The organism is Bacillus sp. ISL-46 (assembly GCF_018613205.1).
Genome location: NZ_JAGGQR010000019.1, coordinates 18,429 through 39,269 on the forward strand (window position 1 = coordinate 18,429; position 20,841 = coordinate 39,269).

At 38.7% G+C, this 20,841-nt stretch carries 17 protein-coding genes; 16 read left to right on the forward strand and 1 reads right to left on the reverse strand.

Translation table 11 applies throughout. The features are described from left to right. Positions 1–20 precede the first annotated feature (20 nt). A complete protein-coding gene (locus J7E67_RS12655; RefSeq protein ID WP_214717038.1) occupies positions 21–1,505 on the reverse strand; it encodes a peptide MFS transporter in 1,485 nt (494 codons plus the stop codon). Between the two features lie 332 nt (positions 1,506–1,837). On the opposite strand from J7E67_RS12655, the gene J7E67_RS12660 reads away from it, so the two are divergent. The 16 genes from J7E67_RS12660 to argF all read left to right on the forward strand — a co-directional run bounded on the left by J7E67_RS12660 (position 1,838) and on the right by argF (position 20,796). Then, positions 1,838–2,602 (forward strand): MerR family transcriptional regulator, encoded by a 765-nt coding sequence (locus J7E67_RS12660; RefSeq protein ID WP_214717037.1) that lies wholly within the window; start codon positions 1,838–1,840, stop codon positions 2,600–2,602. Between the two features lie 306 nt (positions 2,603–2,908). Beyond that, positions 2,909–3,922 (forward strand): ABC transporter ATP-binding protein, encoded by a 1,014-nt coding sequence (locus tag J7E67_RS12665; RefSeq protein WP_214717036.1) that lies wholly within the window; start codon positions 2,909–2,911, stop codon positions 3,920–3,922. Beyond that, on the forward strand, positions 3,903–4,871 hold the full coding sequence (locus J7E67_RS12670; RefSeq protein ID WP_214717035.1) for an ABC transporter ATP-binding protein: 969 nt from the start codon (positions 3,903–3,905) through the stop codon (positions 4,869–4,871). Before J7E67_RS12665 ends, J7E67_RS12670 begins: the two co-directional genes overlap by 20 nt. A 51-nt stretch (positions 4,872–4,922) precedes the next feature. Continuing rightward, a complete protein-coding gene (locus J7E67_RS12675) occupies positions 4,923–6,539 on the forward strand; it encodes an ABC transporter substrate-binding protein (RefSeq protein ID WP_214717034.1) in 1,617 nt (538 codons plus the stop codon). A gap of 129 nt (positions 6,540–6,668) precedes the next feature. After that, complete coding sequence (locus J7E67_RS12680) at positions 6,669–7,676, forward strand: ABC transporter permease (RefSeq protein ID WP_214717033.1); 1,008 nt, start codon at positions 6,669–6,671, stop codon at positions 7,674–7,676. 17 nt (positions 7,677–7,693) lie between these two features. Then, positions 7,694–8,593 carry a nickel transporter permease gene (gene nikC / locus J7E67_RS12685; protein ID WP_308160747.1) on the forward strand — a complete coding sequence of 300 codons (900 nt, stop codon included), beginning with the start codon at positions 7,694–7,696 and terminating at the stop codon, positions 8,591–8,593. A 139-nt stretch (positions 8,594–8,732) separates the two neighbouring features. Further along, a complete protein-coding gene (locus J7E67_RS12690) occupies positions 8,733–9,251 on the forward strand; it encodes a shikimate kinase (protein WP_214717032.1) in 519 nt (172 codons plus the stop codon). A gap of 51 nt (positions 9,252–9,302) precedes the next feature. After that, positions 9,303–10,067, forward strand: coding sequence for a type I 3-dehydroquinate dehydratase (gene aroD / locus J7E67_RS12695; protein ID WP_214717031.1), 765 nt, complete (start codon positions 9,303–9,305; stop codon positions 10,065–10,067). Positions 10,068–10,350: 283 nt separating this feature from the next. Then, positions 10,351–10,776: a DUF4395 domain-containing protein gene (locus J7E67_RS12700; protein ID WP_214717030.1), complete on the forward strand. Its 426-nt coding sequence runs from the start codon at positions 10,351–10,353 to the stop codon at positions 10,774–10,776. A gap of 418 nt (positions 10,777–11,194) precedes the next feature. Further along, a complete protein-coding gene (gene argC / locus J7E67_RS12705; protein WP_214717029.1) occupies positions 11,195–12,232 on the forward strand; it encodes an N-acetyl-gamma-glutamyl-phosphate reductase in 1,038 nt (345 codons plus the stop codon). Positions 12,233–12,289: 57 nt separating this feature from the next. Then, positions 12,290–13,519, forward strand: coding sequence for a bifunctional glutamate N-acetyltransferase/amino-acid acetyltransferase ArgJ (argJ, locus tag J7E67_RS12710; protein WP_214717028.1), 1,230 nt, complete (start codon positions 12,290–12,292; stop codon positions 13,517–13,519). Positions 13,520–13,533: 14 nt separating this feature from the next. Then, entirely contained in the window at positions 13,534–14,331 is a 798-nt protein-coding gene (gene argB / locus J7E67_RS12715) for an acetylglutamate kinase (protein WP_214717027.1), read from the forward strand. Then, positions 14,331–15,530 carry an acetylornithine transaminase gene (locus J7E67_RS12720; protein WP_214717026.1) on the forward strand — a complete coding sequence of 400 codons (1,200 nt, stop codon included), beginning with the start codon at positions 14,331–14,333 and terminating at the stop codon, positions 15,528–15,530. Before argB ends, J7E67_RS12720 begins: the two co-directional genes overlap by 1 nt. 5 nt (positions 15,531–15,535) lie before the next feature. After that, on the forward strand, positions 15,536–16,612 hold the full coding sequence (locus tag J7E67_RS12725) for a carbamoyl phosphate synthase small subunit (RefSeq protein ID WP_214717051.1): 1,077 nt from the start codon (positions 15,536–15,538) through the stop codon (positions 16,610–16,612). Then, positions 16,599–19,826, forward strand: a complete 3,228-nt coding sequence (gene carB / locus J7E67_RS12730) for a carbamoyl-phosphate synthase (glutamine-hydrolyzing) large subunit (protein ID WP_214732041.1) — start codon at positions 16,599–16,601, stop codon at positions 19,824–19,826. The genes J7E67_RS12725 and carB overlap by 14 nt, the downstream gene beginning before the upstream one ends. Continuing rightward, positions 19,819–20,796, forward strand: a complete 978-nt coding sequence (argF, locus tag J7E67_RS12735) for an ornithine carbamoyltransferase (protein WP_214717024.1) — start codon at positions 19,819–19,821, stop codon at positions 20,794–20,796. The genes carB and argF overlap by 8 nt, the downstream gene beginning before the upstream one ends. Positions 20,797–20,841 lie beyond the last annotated feature (45 nt).

Consider the following 20,841-nt stretch of genomic DNA (forward strand, 5'->3'; position numbering starts at 1 on the left):
CTAGGCACCTTTTTTTATTATTACCGAATACCTTTCATGTAGCCCTGAATTTTCGGAGCTAACATTAATAAGATAATACCTAGTACGATAGATGCTCCACCAATCACACCAAAATAGGTCATTTCAGTTTCAGGTGTGTAGAATTTAACAACTTGTGCATTTAGTGCTTGTGCAGCAGCACTTGCTAAGAACCATAAGCTCATCGTTTGTGCTGAGAAGGCTGCAGGCGCTAATTTAGTAGTCGCTGACAAACCAACAGGTGACATGCATAATTCTCCAAATACAACAATTAAATAACTAAGAACAAGCCACATTGGACTCACCAATGAATCCGTACCGCCAAAATAAGCAGGTATAAGAATAACTAGGAATGACAAACCAGCAAATAATAATGATAATGAGAACTTTTGAGGTACTGATGGCTGACGCTTTCCTAATTTAACCCACAACCAAGCAAATACAGGCGCAAATATAATAATAAATAACGGGTTTAAAGATTGAAACCACGCTGGCTTAATTTCAATTCCAGCAAAATGTAATTGTGTACGAGTATCAGCATAACTTGCAAGGATGGTTGAACCTTGCTCTTGAATTGCCCAGAACATAACCGCTGCAATAAATAACGGGATATAAGCAATAATCCTTGAACGTTCTACAGCTGTTGTTTTTGGACTACGGTACATCACAACGAAATAAATCGTCGGAATTAAAATACCAAGAAAAGTAACAATATTAATAAAGCTAGCAAAAGTTAAAAGTCCGTTTGGTATTAATACTGCACATAAAACAGCAAGAATAATTACAGCTAATCCAATAAAAGTGAAGACTTTTTTCTTTTCTGCAGGTGACATTGGATTGGCAATCATCGTTCCTGCAAGACCTAGATTTTTTTTCTTTGTAAGACTGAACACAATTAATCCTAAGAACATACCTACAGCGGCAATTCCAAAACCTAAGTGGAAGTTACCAACCGATCCAACGATTAACGGGGATAAGAATGCTCCCAAGTTAATACTCATATAGTAAATAGTGAAACCTGCATCACGACGTTCGTCCTTTTCGCTGTACAATTCACCTACTGCGGAAGAAACATTCGGTTTAAGCATTCCAGTACCTAGGACAATCAATACCATGGAAACAAAGAACATAGAAACACTGCCAGGAATAGCTAGAGCTATATGTCCAAACATAATCAAGATTCCGCCGTAAAACACGGCTTTTGAAGAACCGAAGACCCGGTCAGCAAGCCAGCCGCCAATTATTCCAGACATATAAACAAGTGATCCATAGATGGACATGATAGAAAGTGCGAGATTTTTATCAATGCCCAATCCGCCTTTAGAAACTTCATAATACATATAGAAAACGAGGATGGCTCTCATTCCATAGTAAGAAAAGCGCTCCCAAAATTCAGTAAAGAAAAGAGTAGATAGTCCTTTAGGATGTCCGAAAAATCCTGTTTGAGGCACACTATCCACAATTTTCTGTCTATTCATGTTTGACATGTTACAACCTCCCTTTTATTATACTATAATACTTTCTGTCGTTTTGAATTGTCAAAAACTTTTTTTAGAAAATAAGTTATGAAAGGTTATAAACATTGATAATACTGAATTTCAGTTTAATAAAGGGGAAAAAGAAAGTTTTTTTAAAATAGTTAATGATTTCAGATAAGAGGGACTTTTCGCTCTAATAGCCTTAATTGGGTGCCTGACACCACAGATGGACATTTGTCCATCTGTGGTGTCAGGCACCTTTTTCTATTAAAATAGGCTATATTGTTATTGACATTGACGTTGCGTAAAGGTGTATCGTTAGGTTATGAGGAGGTAGTCGAATGGAGTATACCGTGCAGAAACTAGGAAGTCTGGCAGGTGTTAGCACCAGAACACTTAGGTATTATGATGAAATTGGAATTCTTAAGCCAGCTAGAATTAATTCATCAGGATACAGAATTTATGGTCAAGCGGAGGTGGACCGTCTTCAACAAATCTTATTTTACAGGGAATTAGGAATCAGTTTAGAAAGTATAAAAGAAATTGTAACGGCTCCAAACTTTGATGGCGCTGCAGCACTTAAAGAACATCGTGAAAAACTCCTTGAGAAAAAGGAACAGTTAGAATTATTAATTGCGAATGTAGATAAAACGATCGCAGTAACAGAAGGGAGAATGAAAATGTCAAATAAAGAAAAGTTCGAGGGTTTTAAGAAAAAAATAATTGACGAAAATGAAAAAAAATACGGGAAAGAAATTAGAGAAAAGTATGGAGATGAAACCGTTAATAAGTCAAATGCCAAACTTCAGAATATGACACAAGAACAACATGATGAGGTAACAGCACTAGCTGAAAAATTGACACAAACGTTAGCTGAAGCTTTTAAAACAGGGGATCCAGCCGGAGAAAAGGCACAAACAGCCGCTGACCTCCATAAGCAATGGTTATGCTACTATTGGAATGAATATAGTAAGGAAGCCCATGCAGGTCTGGCACAAATGTATGTGGATGATGAAAGATTCACCGCCTATTATGATAAACAACAGCCAGGGACCGCAGAATTTTTAAGGGATGCCATTCACATTTATACAGGTATGAAAAAATAATTTTTTACAATAGATGAGAGACCCTGTAAGACATCAAAAGTCTTACAGGGTCTTTTTATTCTTTTTATATTTTTTTATTATTTTAATATTTAAATAAAAAATTTGGTGTATAACACAAAAAATGCCTTATTGCATTAACGCGACTATGTGCTACTGGAATATTTTGAACTTTTTTCACGTAATTGACAAAAATGGATAGTACCACTAAAGTAATATATGTCATAATTATTTTAAAATTTATTATATTGTTATATTTCTGATTAGAAAGAATACATAAAAACAATCAATGTACAGGTAGGTGTAAATATGGAAAAGGATCCTATTCTTCGTATTAAGGACTTAAAAGTATCGTTTCAATCAGGGAAAAAATTCGTGCCGGCAGTAGATGGTATCAGTTTTGAATTAAAGGATGGAGAAATTCTAGGGATTGTAGGTGAATCGGGGAGTGGTAAAAGTGTCACTTCTTTAGCGACCATGGGCTTGATTCCTTCTCCACCAGGAAAAATTGAGAATGGTGAAATTATTTTTGAAGGAAAAGACCTGAAAAATATCTCCGAAAAAGAGTGGAGAAAAATCCGCGGCAATCAGATTTCAATGATATTCCAAGAGCCTATGACCTCATTGAATCCGTTGTTTACAATTGGTAATCAGTTAATGGAAGCCATCCGACTGCATACAGACCTTTCAAAGCGAGAAGCAAATGTACGCAGTATCGAATTATTAAAACTTGTTGGTATTCCAAGAGCAGAAGGAATTCTTAAAGAGCATCCACATCAACTATCGGGCGGTATGCGGCAACGGGTAATGATTGCGATGGCCATGGCCTGTAATCCTAGAGTGCTGATCGCGGATGAGCCAACAACCGCACTTGACGTAACAATTCAAGCACAAATCCTTGCCTTAATGAAAGACTTAAATAAAAAGACAAATACAACGATCATTCTCATTACCCATGATTTAGGTGTCGTTGCAGAAATTTGTGAACGCGTAATTGTCATGTATTCTGGGCAAATCGTGGAGCAGGGTGATGTTAGAACGATACTCAAAAATCCTCAGCATCCTTATACAAAGGGCCTTTTAAAATCCGTCCCTGATTTAAGAGGGAAAAAGGAGCGGCTTTATAGTATTCCCGGCACTGTCCCTACACCAGGATCAATCCAAAAGGGCTGTCGGTTCGCGGCTAGATGTTCAGAGGCATTTAGTCAATGCCAGGAAGAAACACCAGTTTTGTATAAAACGGAAAAAGACGGACATGAAGTGCGCTGTTTCCTACATACTTTGAAGAAGGGGAGTGACAACCGTGTCAGAGTTACTTCTTGAAGTAAATGGATTAAAAAAGTACTTTCCGATTACAGGCGGCCTTTTTGGGAGCAGACAAGGAGAAGTCAAAGCGGTTGATGATGTATCCTTTTACGTTAGAAAAGGAGAAACATTGGGCATCGTCGGTGAAAGCGGTTGCGGTAAATCGACCACGGGCCGTCTGCTCACGCGTTTGATTGAAGCAAGTGAGGGTAGGATTATTTTTGAAGATCAAGAGATTACTAGTATGTCAAAATCTGAATTAAGAAAAACTCGACGAGATATCCAAATGGTATTCCAAGACCCTTATGCATCGCTTAATCCAAGACATTCGATCGAACAGATTCTTGAAGAGCCGCTCATTGTTCATGGAATAGGGACAAAAGAGGAACGTAAAAAGCAAGTGAGAGATATGCTTGAGGTAGTTGGCTTAAGCAGTTACCACGCCAAAAGGTATCCGCACCAATTTAGCGGCGGTCAGCGTCAAAGAATTGGAATTGCAAAAGCGTTAATGACCAAACCAAAACTAATTATCGCCGATGAGCCTGTTTCAGCGCTGGACGTATCCATTCAGGCTCAGGTTCTTAACCTGATGAAGGACATACAAAGGGAATTTCAGCTTACTTACATATTTATTGCTCATGATTTAGGAGTTGTACGCCATATTAGTGATCGTGTTGGCGTGATGTATTTAGGAAGATTAATAGAGTTAGCTGAAAGTGAAGATCTATATGAAAATCCGAAGCATCCATATACAAAAGCGCTCCTATCAGCTGTGCCAATACCGGATCCAGATATAAAGAGGGAGACCATTTTAATAGAAGGAGAACTTCCAAGTCCTGCGAATCCTCCCTCAGGTTGTGCCTTCCATACACGATGCTCACAGGTGATGGATATTTGTAAAAATACTAGACCTGCGGAACAAAATCTAAACGGTCATTTTGTCGCATGTCACTTATATAACAAGTGATTTGCAGCATTTATGATAAAAAAACAAAAATATAAGGGGGCAACAAAACTTATGAAGAAGAGGTCTTTTAAACTGCTGTTAATCTCTCTATTAGCCATCAGTATGTTTCTAGTTGGCTGTAACAGCAAAACCAATGAAGAAGCGGGAGGCAAAAAAGATCCTGCCACTGGAAGTGGATCGAAAAAAGATACACTAGTTTATGGTCGTGGTGGAGATTCTACATCTCTAGATCCGATCACAACAACTGAAGGTGAAGCATTCAAAGTAACCGAAAACATTTATGAAACATTGATTCAATATGGTGATCAAGATACTACTATTAATCCAGGACTTGCTGAATCGTGGAAAGTTACACCAGATGGCTTAACTTACACATTCAAGCTTCGTCAAGGAGTTAAATTCCATGACGGTACTGATTTTAATGCAGACGCGGTTGTTTTTAACTTCGATCGCTGGATGAATGGTAATGCCGACAGCTTCCCCTATTACACCATGTTTGGTGGATTTAAAGGGGAAAAAGGACACGTAATTAAAGAAGTTAAAGCTGTTGATGCAAATACAGTACAATTTGTATTATTCAGACCACAGGCACCGTTCCTTAAGAACCTAGCCATGTCTCCGTTTGGAATTGCAAGCCCTGCGGCTGTTAAAAAATACGGTGATAGGTTTAGACAAAATCCAGTTGGAACAGGTCCATTTAAATTCGTTGAGTGGAAAGAAAACGATACAATTACGCTTGAGAAGAACCCTGACTACTGGCAAAAAGGCTTGCCTAAGTTAAACAAAGTTATTTTTCGCGTGATTCCTGAAAATACTGCACGTTTGAACGCTCTAGCAAATGGCGAGATTGATGTGATGGATGGACTAAACAATTCAGATGAGGCGACTGTTAAAGCAAATGCCAATCTCCAAGTGATTGAACGTCCATCAATGAACGTTGGTTATATTGGTTTAACAACCACTCGTAAACCATTTGATAATAAACTCGTTCGTCAAGCGATTAACTACGCTGTCGATAAAAAATCAATCATCGATGCGTTTTATGGTGGGAAAGCCCTTGCAGCGGTCAATCCAATGCCTCCTTCCATCGAAGGCTATAATAAGGCAGTTGAGCCGTATCCATATGATTTAGAGAAAGCTAAAGCATTGTTAAAAGAAGCTGGATACGAAAAAGGATTTGAAATTGACTTATGGGCAATGCCTGTGGCTCGTCCATATATGCCAGAGGCGCAAAAGGTTGCAGAAGTTATTCAAGAGAGCTTAAGCAAAATCAATGTCAAAGCCAAAATCCAATCTGTGGACTGGGCTACTTACTTAGATAAAGCAGCAAAAGGTGAATTTGATATGTTCATGCTTGGCTGGACAGGCGACAATGGTGACCCTGATAACTTCTTATACACATTGCTTGATAAAGACAGTATTGGAAGTAATAACTATTCCCAGTACAGCAATGACAAATTACATGATGTCTTAATTAAGGCACAAACAGAAATTGATCAAGCAAAGCGTAATGCACTTTATGATGAAGCACAAGTAATCATCCATGATGATGCCCCTTGGGTTCCACTTGTTCACTCTACACCGTTGTTAGCAGCAGGGAAAGATGTGGCAAATTACTTACCGCATCCAACTGGTTCTGAAGCACTAACAAAAGTTGAATTTAAATAATAATGGCTGAAAGGGGAGGGAGCTTAGCCTCCCCCTTTTGTTAACTAAACACATTCAGTATTTTTGTAGAAAAATTGTTTAGCTAAAGCATCTAACCAGGCGCTTACGCTTTTCAGTGAGGTGAAAAATTTGTTTACTTATACAGTCCGCCGTGTGTTTTCATTAATACCTGTTTTAATTGGGATGACTCTCGTGGTTTTTGCCATCATCCATGCTATTCCAGGAAATCCCGCTCAAGTAATTCTTGGGCAAAGAGCCACTGCAGAATCAATTGCCACGTTAACAAAGGAATTAGGGTTGGATAGACCTTGGTACATACAATACGCCGATTATATTAATGCTTTACTTCATGGGGATTTAGGAGTTTCACTCAGGACAAGGGGTCCCATTAACGAAGAAATATGGTCCTACTTAGCAGCAACCGCCGAACTAACAGGAGTGGCAATGTTAATTGCCATCATTGTGGGGGTAAATGCAGGAATTGTCAGTGCTTGGTTCTCCAAATCATGGTTTGATTATGTTGCGATGGTTCTTGCACTGATTGGGGTATCATTGCCGATTTTTTGGCTTGGTTTAATGGAGCAATGGGTATTTTCAATTGAATTAGGCTGGCTTCCGACGACAGGAAGAGAGAATGTTAGAGATCCCGTTGCAGCAATTACTAATTTTTATTTAATCGATACCCTCTTACAAGGAAGATTTGATCAATTTATAACGGTCATAAAGCATTTGGTGTTACCTAGCATTGCACTCGCAACGATTCCAATGGCGATTATTGCTCGAATGACCCGCGCAACCATGCTGGAAGTGATGAAGTCAGATTATGTCCGTACCGCAAGAGCAAAGGGACTGAGCATGTTTTGGGTCGTTTATAAACATTCCTTAAAAAATGCCGTTATCCCTGTTCTAACTATCATCGGGCTGCAAACCGGTCTTTTACTTGGAGGAGCTATATTGACGGAAACAATCTTTGGCTGGCCAGGAATCGGGAGATATCTATATGATGCGATCGGCTATCGAGATTATCCGGTTATCCAGTCAGGGATATTAATTATTGCGGCAATTTTTGTACTCATTAATTTAATTGTGGATCTATTATATGTTTTTGTTGATCCACGAATTAAATATACCAAGTAGAGGAGGGGGATCTTAAAGTGGCGGAACTTGCAAAAAAACCGGTAAATATGGCAACGGTAATTGTTGAAGAAAAGCTGACACCTCCCTGGAAGGAAGCATGGATTTCATTTTATAAAAACCGATTAGCAGTAGTTGGTTTAGGAATTGTGGTCTTTTTTATTATCATTGCTATAATCGCTCCTATTATTGCTCCATATAGCTTTAAAGATCAAGTGTTGGCAGATCGAATGCTCCCACCTTCAAGTGAGCATTGGTTTGGGACAGACGACTTTGGCCGAGATATTTTTTCTCGTATTGTTTATGGTGCAAGAATATCATTGTGGGTTGGCTTTTTCTCAGTTTTAGGCTCAGTTGTGGCAGGGACATTACTAGGAATTGTAGCTGGATATTACGGCCGCTGGGTAGATGCGATTATCTCACGTATTTTTGATATTATGCTAGCTTTTCCAAGTATTTTATTGGCGATTGCGGTTGTTTCTATTTTGGGGCCATCCCTGCAAAATGCTTTGATTGCGATCGCGGTTATTAATATACCGAACTTTGGACGACTTGTTCGCTCCAAAGTATTAAGTGTTAAACAGGAAGAATATATTATGGCTGCCCGTGCCGTCGGAATGAAAGATTCACGTATTCTTCTCCGTCATATTTTACCTAATAGTATATCACCAGTAATCGTTCAAGCTACATTAGCGATTGCCACAGCAATTATTGAGGCAGCAGCCCTTGGTTTCCTTGGAATGGGTGCACAAGCACCGACACCAGAGTGGGGGAAAATGCTTGCCGATTCAAAAAATTATATCACTCAGGCACCATGGACGTTATTCTTTCCAGGGGTCGCTATAATGCTGACCGTGCTCGGATTTAACTTAATGGGAGATGGGCTGAGGGACATCCTAGATCCGAAAATGAAACAATAGACGTAGAGACTCCTGTGTGGGTCTCTTTCTTTTGGTGTCAGGCACCATTAACTTGATTAATTAATAATTGTCTAAAATCTCAAAATAGCATTATAATTATGCTTATTAATTTGTTTTACCAATTGGGGGTTTGACGTAAATGTTGAATAGAAATAAGAGTATTGTTTTTATTGGGTTTATGGGTGTTGGAAAAACTACTATCGGCAAGATGGTTGCTAATAAACTAAATCGTGATTTTATTGATATTGATGAACAAATTGAAAAAGAATACAACATGCCAGTGTCCCAAATTTTTTCTGAATTTGGTGAGAAAGTTTTTAGAGAAAGAGAAAAAAGTTTAATTGCAAGTCTAGCGTCCCAGCAACAAAAGGTTATTTCTGTCGGCGGCGGTGCCTTCCTACAAGAAGAAATTAGAAAGACCTGTTTAGAATCTTGTATTGTTATTCTGCTAGATTTATCATTGGAGGGCTGGAAAGATAGATTAGGTCTGATTATAGACAGCCGACCTGTTTTAAAAGGAAAGTCAATTGAGGAAATGGAAGATCTTTTTTACAAAAGACAAGATATTTATGTTAACCATCATTTGAAGATTTCAACTGATAGCAAGGATGCAAAAGAAATTGCTGACCAAATTATTGACGAATTAAATTCAATCTAGGGAAAAATAGGTATCAAAACTTATGTAGAATGAGACAAGGAGTGGGAACAAATGACTAAAACAGTAACGGTTAGAGGTCTCGTCATTGGGGAAGGAATGCCAAAAATTTGTGTCCCGTTGGTGGGAGAAACACTTGTACAATTAAAGGAAGAAGCCGAATTTTTAAAAACAATTGACTTAGATGTAGTGGAGTGGCGGGTTGACTTTTTTGACAAAGTAGAAGATTTTGAGCAGGTGAAAAAGGCTCTTGCTGAAATTCGCACGTTTCTGCCTACTACACCACTTATCTTTACCTTTCGAAGTCATAAAGAAGGCGGCAATAAGGAAATAACCACTGCTTTTTATTTTGAATTAAACAAGACGGTCGCAGAAACAGGTCTGGTGGATATCATTGATGTTGAGTTATTTAATGATGAAAATGAAGTCAAAACAATAATTGAAAAGGCACATGCAAAAAATGTTTTTGTTATTGTTTCTAACCATGATTTTCATAAGACGCCAACAAAAGAGGAAATTATCTCGCGGTTACGGAAAGCACAAGAGTTTGGGGGCGATATACCAAAAATTGCTGTAATGCCAAATAGTACAGCCGATGTGCTAACCCTCTTAGATGCAACAAATACAATGAACGAACAGTTTGCGGATAGGCCGTTCATTACCATGTCTATGGCAGGTAAAGGGGTCATAAGTCGATTGGCTGGAGAAGTATTTGGATCTGCTGTTACTTTTGGGGCAGCAAAAAAAGCCTCAGCACCCGGACAGGTAAATGTGAAGGAGTTGCGAAGTGTATTAAATTTGTTACATGAAAGTCTATAAAAATCCGAAAAGCACTCAGAGGAGTGCTTTTTCTATTTTGTAAGGAGACAGGCACGAATAAGCACCAATAAGCACCAATCGTTACCAGTGACTTCTATTTTCTAATAACATGTGCACGTTTAATCTCTATCGTTATCAATTTTTGAAATTGTAAGGAAATATTTATAAAACAACAAATTTATCGAACAGATTTACCTCAAAAAACAAATAACTATACAATCTAAATCATTCAAGTTAAAATGACTTTAAGCATACAATTCCAATAAGAAAGGTGGGGATTTTGTTGGCAGATAAGATTTTTTCGATTCCGCGGCCTCTAGTTAGAACAAATCAATCCATTATAGTACTAAGTGTGATGTTAACATGGGTGTCAGGGCTAGAGTGGTATTTATTAGTTCCGTTGATTGCTGGGCTTACGGGGATTATCTTTGGTTATAATCCAATTATGCAGATTCGAAAACAATTCTTAAGGAAGGACCCAAAGTCCTACATTCCTGAAGATTGGGAACAGCAGCAATTTAATCAGAAGATTTCAGTGGCATGTCTTGGAATAGGCTTCCTTAGCTTTATTCTTGGTTGGAACACGGTTGGGTATATTTTCACTGCACTTGTTGCAGTCGCCGCTTTTGTAGCCATTTTGGGTTTTTGTATTGGTTGTTTCATCCATTTTCAATGGAAACAATATAAATATAGACGAACGGTCCGATAAATATCGAAGAGGTTTTATATCTCAATAAAATATGAAGAGATCTAAGTTCTTGCCAATGGCAGGAGCTTTTTTGGTGTCGTTGTTTAATGGTATGTCAGCCACTACTATTTAATTAGATCTTGGTAAGGGAAGTTATGCTTATTTTGAAAAATACTTATAATGGATTAATTGTATTTATCAGGATGATCAAAAATGAAAGCGGAAAGGTAATGAACCTAATACGTAGTTTCTGTTTCTTTCTAATACTTAAGATTTGCATAAAAATTGTATAATCTAACATCTTTTTTTTGAAAGCGTTTTCAAAAAAATAGGCAATTATTTTCAATGAAAACAGAAAATTAAGCTATTTTTTTATTGAATAATTATATATATGTATGTATAATAATTCATTATGAAAGACACTTAGGAGTTGGGTAAATTGAAGGCTGCAATTATTGGTGGTACCGGTTATGGATCAATTGAGTTAGTGAGGTTAATCAATAAACACCCTTATTTGGAGATTGGTTCAGTTATTTCAAACTCACAATCAGGGTCAAACTTTAGCGGAATTTATCCACATCTTTCTGAGATTGCTGATCAACCTCTTGAAACCTTTGATGTTGATAGATTGTCTGAAAAGAATGATATTGTATTTTTTGCAACCCCATCAGGTGTGAGCAGCAAACTTTTGCCACAACTAGTTGATAGAGGGATTAAAAGTATAGATTTATCCGGTGATTTCCGGCTAAGGTCTGCTGAAGAATTCGAAACTTGGTATAAACACTCACCTGCTGAGGAGAAATATTTAAACCAAGCAACCTATGGTTTGAGCGAAATTTATCCAGACCAAATTAAGCCGGCCAAATTAATAGCTAATCCGGGCTGTTATCCGACTGCGACAACACTCGGTCTTATTCCGATATTAAAAACAAATTTGGCTGATGAAAAGTCGATTATCATTGATGCAAAATCTGGTGTTTCTGGCGCTGGAAGAGGACTTTCCTTAACAGCCCATTATTCGGAAATCAATGAAAACTTAAAAGCTTATAAACTAGGAGCACATCAACATATTCCGGAAATTGAGCAAGTACTTTCAGATGAGAGCGGTAATCCAATTACCATTTCATTTACTACCCATCTTGTTCCAATGACAAGGGGAATCATGTGCACGATGTACGTGAATCTAACAGAGGAAATTTCATCAAAAAAAATTATAGATTTATATAAACAATTTTATCAAGATTCTCATTTTATAAGAGTGCGGCCAGTAGGAAATGTACCATCAACAAAAGAGGTACTCGGTTCAAATTATTGCGATATCGGCCTACATGTTGACGAAAGAACAAACCGCCTGACCATCATTTCAGTTATCGATAATTTAGTTAAAGGGGCTGCCGGGCAGGCCATCCAAAATGTGAATTTGATGAATGGCTGGGATGAGCGAACAGGGCTCACAGACATTCCAATGTATCCATAAGTAAAACTACTACCTTTTATGTATAGAACGAAGTGAAATCTGAAGGGGGAAATTAAATTGACACAAGCTACATCAACAAATGAAATCGTAATTATTGAAGAAGGTAGTGTGACCTTACCTAAAGGATACAAAGCAGGCGGCATGCACTGTGGAATAAAAAGAAAGAGACTTGATCTGGGATATATCGTTTCAGAAGTTCCTGCAACAACTGCAGGGGTGTACACAACCAACATCTTTCAAGCAGCTCCATTGTTAGTTACCCAAGAAAGTATCGCAAAAGAAAATAAGATTCAAGCAATTATTGTAAACTCAGGGAATGCCAATGCCTGTACAGGAGAGCAAGGTTTACTTGATGCATTTGCTATGCAAAAGGGCTTTGCAAGCGAACTGGGAATACAAGACCATCTCGTAGCGGTTACTTCAACGGGAGTGATCGGGGAACTACTGCCGATGGATAAAGTAAATGCAGGGATAAAACAAATCCTAAATAAAGATAATGAAAATGAAAATAATTTTATGAATGCTATCCTAACAACTGACACTTGTATCAAACATTTAGCAGTGCAAATGAAAATCGATGGAAAAACAGTTTCCATTGGCGGTACCTCAAAGGGTTCTGGAATGATTCACCCTAACATGGCTACCATGCTTGGATTTGTAACAACAGATGCAAACATTGCCCAAGAAGACCTGCTTGGAGCATTGAGAGATATAACTAATCAAACTTTCAATATGATTACGGTTGATGGTGATACAAGTACGAATGATATGGTTTTAGTTATGGCAAATGGCTTGGCTGATAATGAACCACTAACTAAAGATCACCCTGAATGGAATATTTTTAAACAAGGGTTAAAAATCGTTTGTGAGTCACTTGCTAAAAAAATTGCAAGAGATGGTGAAGGTGCTACAAAACTAGTAGAAGTTCAAGTAAATGGTGCCTATAGTCAAAATGCAGCAAGTGCAGTTGGTAAAGCGATTATTTCATCCAACCTAGTTAAAACTGCAATTTATGGAACGGATCCAAACTGGGGAAGAATTGTTACTGCAATTGGCTACAGTGGTGTACCAGTTGAACCTAACGCAATTAAGGTGGCAATTGGACCATTTACAGTATTCGAAAATGGTCTTCCGAGCAACTTTGTTGAGGAAGAAGTGAAGGAATACTTAGAGTCGGAAAATGTTAAATTAAGTGTTGAATTAAATCAAGGTAAATATAGCGCTACAGCCTGGGGATGCGATTTAACTTATGATTATGTGAAAATCAACGCATCTTACCGCACGTAAGGGAGGACCTGAAAATGAAATATATAGTCATTAAGTGCGGCGGAAGTGTGTTAGATAATCTCCCAAGGTCCTTTTATGAAGATGTCGTAAAAATGCATCAAGCTGGTAAGTGGACACCAATCATTGTCCACGGGGGCGGGCCACTTATCACTTCATTATTAAAAAACTTAAATGTTGAAACTACATTTGTGAATGGTTTAAGAGTGACTAATCATGAGGTGTTAGATGTCGTCGAAATGGTATTAAGCGGTTCAGTCAACAAACAAGTTGTAAGAAATATTGTAGAAGTTGGCGGAGAAGCTCTAGGTGTGAGTGGTGTTGATGGCAGTTTGTTAAAAGCAGAGCCAACTTCTGATTCAAAGAATTTAGGTTTTGTAGGGGATGTAATCGAAGTAAATCACAATGTAATAGATACAATCGTAAAACAAGGATATATACCAGTCATTTCACCCATCGGAATAGATGCTAGCGGACAGCGATACAACATTAATGGAGATATAGCAGCAAGTGCGATTGCCAAAGCTTTGGAAGCAAATCTTTGTTTTATCAGTGATATTCCAGGGATTTTAATTGAAAAAAATGGAATGAAGACGAAACTTGATAAAGCTTCCAAATCTATAATTGAAACGTTAATCGATAATAAAACAATTTATGGCGGGATGCTTCCGAAGGTAAAAGCCGCTATTGACGGCCTTGTTCATAACATACCTGAGGTTGGTATTATTAATGGATTTGAGAAAAATAGCTTGATAGATTATATGGATGGAAAAAAAGTCGGCACAAAAATTGTCTTAGAAGAGGGGATCGCGTAATGTCAATCAATAATTCAATCTCCCTAGCCTCGCCAGTGATGGCAACATACAGTCGATTCCCTGTTACTGTCGTTAAAGGGAAGGGAAGCTATGTTTGGGATGAAAAGGGTACTCAGTATTTAGATTTCACTTCCGGTATAGCGACCTGTAACCTAGGGCATGTGCCTGATGTCGTAAAAGAAGCACTTGAGGAGCAATTACAGAATCTTTGGCACTGTTCAAACCTCTATAACATACCGAATCAGCAGCAATTGGCCGCTCTTCTTACCGCCAATAGTTGCGGGGACCAAGTATTCTTTTGTAACAGTGGGGCGGAAGCAAATGAGGCAGCGATCAAGTTAGCTAGAAGGTATGCCAACAAAGTGAAGGGAAAGGAATCACCTGAAATAGTAACGTTTCAGCAATCCTTTCATGGTAGAACGCTAGCCACCTTATCGGCAACAGGACAAGAAAAAATTCAGCAAGGATTTTTTCCGTTAGTATCCGGGTTTAATTATCTTCCTTTTAATGATGAAGAAGCGCTTGAACTGCTCTATACACTCGAGCCTGCAGCCGTTCTCCTTGAGCTTGTTCAAGGAGAAGGTGGAGTCATCCCAGCGAACCAAGAATGGGTTAGTAAACTTGCAAAAATTTGCCAAGAAAGAGAAATCCTCCTGATGGTGGACGAAATCCAAACAGGGATCGGTAGAACAGGCACACTGTTTGCATATGAACAATACGGCATAGAGCCCGATGTCATTAGCATTGCAAAGGGACTTGGTTCAGGTTTTCCAATTGGAGCAATTATCGCAAAAGAAGAAGCCGCTAAAGGATTTGACCCAGGAAGCCACGGCAGTACTTTTGGAGGAAATCCATTAGCAACAGCCGCAGGACTCGCGACTGTTACACATATTACTGAAAGTAATTTATTAAATAACGCCAACGAAATTTCAGGGTACTTAGATAAAAAGTTACAAGAACTGAAGGAAAAGTACTCTTTTATAAAAGATATCCGCGGACTCGGCCTGTTAAAGGGAATGGTCGTCGAAACAAATGCCTTAGAAATTGTTCAAAAGGCAATCGAAAACCATCTTCTTATCTTAACAGCCGGACCAAATGTAGTGAGAATTTTACCGCCGTTAACTGTAACAAAAGCAGAAATAAATGAATTTATTAAAGCATTGGAAATAACTTTCCAAGGTATTGAGAAAGGCGAGTGAGTATGTTGCAGAATGGATACCTTACTTTGGAAACGGGAGAAGTATTTGAGGGGGTACTAATTGGTGCCGAAAAAGAGTCTTTCGGAGAAGTGGTTTTTAATACAAGCATGACTGGGTATCAAGAGATTATCACTGATCCATCATACGCAGGACAAATCATTACCTTCTGTTATCCCATTATCGGTAATTATGGGGTTAATGCAATCGATGATGAGAGCATCACACCAGCATTATCAGGGGTGATTATCGGTGATTTATGTGAAACACCGAGCCATTATCAATCCGTAAATAAATTCTCTGAAAAACTAAAGCAGGCAGGAGTTCCTGGGATTGCAGGAATTGATACGCGTCTTTTAGTAAAAACCATTCGCAGCCGTGGGACGGTAAAAGGGTATTTAAGCCAGTCCAAGAATGGCGAAATATCAGCACCAGAAAAATCTTCATTTTGGGTGGAGAAAGTATCAACTAAAAAGATCCAATATTTCAAAAACCAAGGGCCACATGTGGTGCTCATGGATTATGGATTTAAAAAGTCGATTCTCAATGCCCTGCTAGATGAAAACTGTGCGGTAACAATCGTCCCATACAATACACCTTATGAAAAAATAAAGGCCTTGAATCCAGATGGTGTCCTGTTCAGTAATGGGCCTGGGGATCCAATGGAATTAAAAAAATGGTTTCCAGAAATAAAAAAAATAAGTCAGAACTATCCTACACTTGGCATTTGTCTTGGGCATCAATTAATCGCCCTTGCATATGGGGCTAAAACAAAAAAACTAGCCTATGGGCATCGCGGTGGTAATCATCCAGTTAAGGAACTTACGACTGGAAAAGTGAAAATCACAGCACAAAATCATGGCTATGTTGTAGTTGACGAAAGTATTGACAACAAGGAATTCGATGTCACCTACCGAAACGTAAATGACCGTTCGATTGAGGGGTTAATGCATAAGAACCATCAAATACAAACCGTGCAATTTCATCCTGAAGCCCATCCAGGACCAAGCGATACAGAATATATTTTAAAAAATTTCGTAACTCAGATAGCTTCTATGGGAGAGACTGTTTATGCCATTAAATAAAAGTTTAAAAAAGGTATTAGTGATTGGATCAGGTCCAATTGTTATTGGGCAGGCTGCAGAATTTGATTATGCAGGTACACAGGCATGTATAGCCTTGAAAGAAGAAGGAATTGAAGTTGTTTTAATTAATAATAACCCGGCCACCATCATGACAGATGAAGCCGTTGCCGATAAGGTATATATTGAACCGCTTAACGTTGAAACCATAGAAAAAATCATCAAGAAAGAAAAACCAGATGGAATTATTGGTACACTAGGCGGCCAAACGGGTCTGAATTTAACTGTGCAGCTTTACGAACAAAATATTTTAGAAAAATACAATGTTGAATTATTAGGAACATCTGTTGAGTCTATCAAAAATGGTGAGGACAGAGAAAGGTTCCGTAACTTGATGCTTAAAATTGGTGAACCAATTCCAGAGTCCGCGATTATTCACAGCTTTGAGGAAGGCGTGTCCTTTGTAAAGGAAATTGGATTTCCAGTCATCATTCGCCCTGCGTATACACTTGGAGGGGATGGAGGCGGCTTTGCTTATAATGATGAAGAACTGGAAGCTGTTCTGAAAAAAGGCTTAGCGGCAAGTCCGATTCAGCAGGTGTTGGTAGAAAGAAGTATCAAAGGCTGGAAAGAAATTGAGTATGAAGTCATGAGAGACGACAATGACACCTGCATCATCGTTTGCAATATGGAAAATATGGATCCAGTCGGTGTTCATACCGGGGATTCCATTGTCGTTGCTCCGTCGCAAACATTAACAGATGTCCAATATCAAATGCTTCGTGATTCTTCTATAAAAGTTATTAAAGAATTAAAGATTATCGGTGGTTGTAACATCCAGTTTGCTCTTCATCCGGAATCGAATCAGTATTACATTATCGAAGTAAATCCAAGGGTGAGCCGTTCTTCTGCACTCGCATCTAAAGCGACTGGTTATCCAATTGCCAGGATGGCTGCGAAGTGTGCGATTGGGTATCATTTGGATGAGATTGTGAATCCGATAACAGGTAATACCTTTGCATCATTTGAGCCAGCGATTGATTATATTGTGGTAAAACTACCTCGCTTTCCTTTTGACAAATTCCCTGAAGCGGACAGGACCTTAGGAACGCAAATGAAGGCAACTGGGGAAGTCATGGCGATTGATCGGACATTTGAAGGTGCCTTAAACAAAGCCATTCGCTCGATGGAAATGAATGTTTATGGACTTTGCCTCGAAGGAAATAAATTAATTGATGAAAAGAACTTACTTGAACTTCTTAAACAGGCAAATGATCAGCGATTATTCATCATTGCAGAATCGCTTAGAAGAGGGATCTCACTTGAAAAAGTTCGACAGTTGACCGAGATTGATCTATGGTTTTTACACAAAATTAGCTCAATCGTTACGTTAGAAACGGAATTAGCTTCCTATAATTGGAGCGATGTTCCAGTTTCCTTGCTTAAGGTAGCAAAGCGAAATAATATTTCCGACAAGCTCTTATCTCAAATATATGCTATTCCTGAAAAGCAGGTAAGAAGCAAGTGGAAAGAACTCAACTGGAAACCTGGTTATAAAATGGTTGATACCTGTTCAGCTGAGTTTGATGCTGTTACACCTTACTATTATTCAACCTGGCACGGGTTTGATGAAGTTGAAGTGACGAGCAAGAAAAAGATTCTTGTCATTGGTTCTGGCCCAATTCGAATCGGCCAAGGGATTGAATTTGATTACTGTTCAGTACATGCGGCAAATGCGATCAAGAAAAAGGGCTTTGAAGCGGTTGTTATCAATAACAACCCTGAGACTGTTAGTACCGATTATTCGATTGCAGACCGCCTTTATTTTGAACCACTCGCAGCAGAGGATGTACTTCATGTCATCGAAAAAGAACAGGTGGAAGGTGTATTGATTCAGTTCGGTGGCCAAACTGCCATAAATCTAGCCCATGATTTAGAAGAAGAAGGGATCAAAATTTTAGGTACTACGGTGAAAAATGTTGATCGACTAGAAGATCGTAAAGAATTTTACCAGTTGCTTGAAGACTTAAACATTCCGCATATAGAGGGTCAAACCGTTTCGCATTCTGACGAATTAATAGAAGCAGCCACTAAACTGGGTTATCCAGTCCTGGTGCGCCCATCCTATGTCATTGGCGGCCAATCAATGTTTACTATTTTTTCAGAAGCGGAATTGAGCCAGTATATACTGCAACTGGAGAAAAATTCGCAAGCAACGATGTGGCCATTATTAGTAGATAAATACTTACCTGGATTAGAGTGCGAGATTGATGTCATATGTGATGGGGAAAATATCGTCGTCCCAGGTATCTTTGAACATATAGAAAAAGCTGGGGTCCATTCAGGGGATAGCATCTCGGTGTTCCCACCGATTTCACTGTCAGAGAAAATTAAAGAAACGTTAATTGATTATGCTGAAAAAATTGCAAATTCAGCACCAGTTATTGGAATCATGAACATTCAATTTGTTATCTATGAAGGCCAGGTTAATGTGCTTGAAGTCAATCCGCGTTCTTCTAGAACAGTGCCAATCATGAGTAAGGTCACAGGAATTCCGATGATTGAATGGGCGACACGCGTTCAATTAGGAGAGACCCTCTCAGGTCTATGTTCAACAAAGGGACTAATGGATGAGCCATCCTATTTTTCAGTAAAAACACCTGTATTTTCATCGAGTAAGCTAAAAGGTGTTGACCATGTGCTAGGACCAGAAATGAAATCAACAGGTGAAGCGCTTGGCATGGGAGTAACCTATCAAGAGGCACTTGAAAAGTCGATTCCTACTCTTGGCGGGCAACAAGATGAAAATTATATTTTCTGTTCCATTTCTGATCGAGATAAGCAAGCATCTCTTCCTATCATTCAAGAACTTGTAATAAAACAATACAAGATTGTTGCTACAGAGGGGACCGCTTCATATTTCCAAAACCATGGAATTGATGTTGAAAAAGTGATTAAGGACGATGAAGAAGTCATTGAACTTTTCCGAAAACAGTCCATGAAGGCTGTCATAAATATACCGAATCAAGGACGAAATAAAATTAAATTTGGTTTCCAGATTCGCGAACATGCGGTTCGCTACAAGGTACCAGTATTTACACACTTAGATACAATTGAAGCGGTAATCGGCCTGGAAAAAGGATCTAGATCCGATTCTGAGGTTCGATCTATGAATGAATATTACAAGTTGGAAGAGAGAGGTGCCATTCATGGGTGAGGCCATTAAATTAAATGAAATTAGTAATATAAATAAGCCGAAACTTAAAGGAAAGGGCTGTTTACAGCTTTCCGATTTTAGTACAGATGAAATCCTCTATCTTCTAAACGAGGCGATAGAGATGAAAAAGCTCCAAAAACAAGGAAAACCGCATCCGTATTTAAGCGGGAAGGTTTTAGGGATGATTTTTGAAAAATCATCCACCCGTACAAGGGTATCATTTGAGGTAGGGATGTTGCAGTTAGGCGGTAATGCAATATTCTTAAGTTCAAAGGATATCCAGCTTGGAAGAGGAGAAAGTATTTCTGATACCGCTAAAGTTTTGTCGCGCTATGTGGACGGATTAATGATTCGAACGTTTTCACACGATTCAGTCGAAGAATTAGCTGAGCATGCAACAGTACCAGTTATTAATGGTTTAACTGACCTGCAGCACCCTACCCAAGTGTTAGCAGACCTTTTAACGATTCTTGAGCATAAAGGGAAACTGTCCGGCTTAAAGATGTGCTATATTGGGGACGGCAATAACAATATGGCTCATTCTTTAATGGAAGGCGCGATGAAGGTTGGAATGGATATTAGCATTGCCAGTCCACCAGGATATTTGCCTGATGGAGAAATAACAGAGAAGGCAATTAAAGTTGGAAAACAAACTGGATGTAAGCTCGTGATTACAAATGATCCACTAGAAGCTGTTAAAGATGCAGATGTCATCGTAACAGATGTCTGGACCAGTATGGGGCAGGAAGAAGAAACTTCAAAAAGACTCGAGGCGTTCCATGGATTTCAAGTAAATAATGAACTTTGTAAAAATGCAAAGGAGGACTATATCTTTTTGCATTGCTTGCCCGCCCATCGAGGCGAAGAGGTAACAGCAGAGGTCATCGATGGTCCTCATTCAGTGGTTTTTGATGAAGCGGAGAACCGTCTTCATGCCCAGAAATCAATTTTAAAACTTTTACTAGCATAATTGTTTCCTTTTTCATGAGATTTGTTGTATAATAATTCTATCGGT

What these genes read in the sequence shown, in the direction of transcription:
- J7E67_RS12655 (WP_214717038.1), bottom strand. Translation starts at nt 1,505, where the DNA reads ATGTCAAACATGAATAGACAGAAAATTGTGGATAGTGTGCCTCAAACA.
- J7E67_RS12660 (WP_214717037.1), top strand. Translation starts at nt 1,838, where the DNA reads ATGGAGTATACCGTGCAGAAACTAGGAAGTCTGGCAGGTGTTAGCACC.
- J7E67_RS12665 (WP_214717036.1), top strand. Translation starts at nt 2,909, where the DNA reads ATGGAAAAGGATCCTATTCTTCGTATTAAGGACTTAAAAGTATCGTTT.
- J7E67_RS12675 (WP_214717034.1), top strand. Translation starts at nt 4,923, where the DNA reads ATGAAGAAGAGGTCTTTTAAACTGCTGTTAATCTCTCTATTAGCCATC.
- J7E67_RS12690 (WP_214717032.1), top strand. Translation starts at nt 8,733, where the DNA reads ATGTTGAATAGAAATAAGAGTATTGTTTTTATTGGGTTTATGGGTGTT.
- aroD (WP_214717031.1), top strand. Translation starts at nt 9,303, where the DNA reads ATGACTAAAACAGTAACGGTTAGAGGTCTCGTCATTGGGGAAGGAATG.
- argB (WP_214717027.1), top strand. Translation starts at nt 13,534, where the DNA reads ATGAAATATATAGTCATTAAGTGCGGCGGAAGTGTGTTAGATAATCTC.
- J7E67_RS12720 (WP_214717026.1), top strand. Translation starts at nt 14,331, where the DNA reads ATGTCAATCAATAATTCAATCTCCCTAGCCTCGCCAGTGATGGCAACA.
- carB (WP_214732041.1), top strand. Translation starts at nt 16,599, where the DNA reads ATGCCATTAAATAAAAGTTTAAAAAAGGTATTAGTGATTGGATCAGGT.
- argF (WP_214717024.1), top strand. Translation starts at nt 19,819, where the DNA reads ATGGGTGAGGCCATTAAATTAAATGAAATTAGTAATATAAATAAGCCG.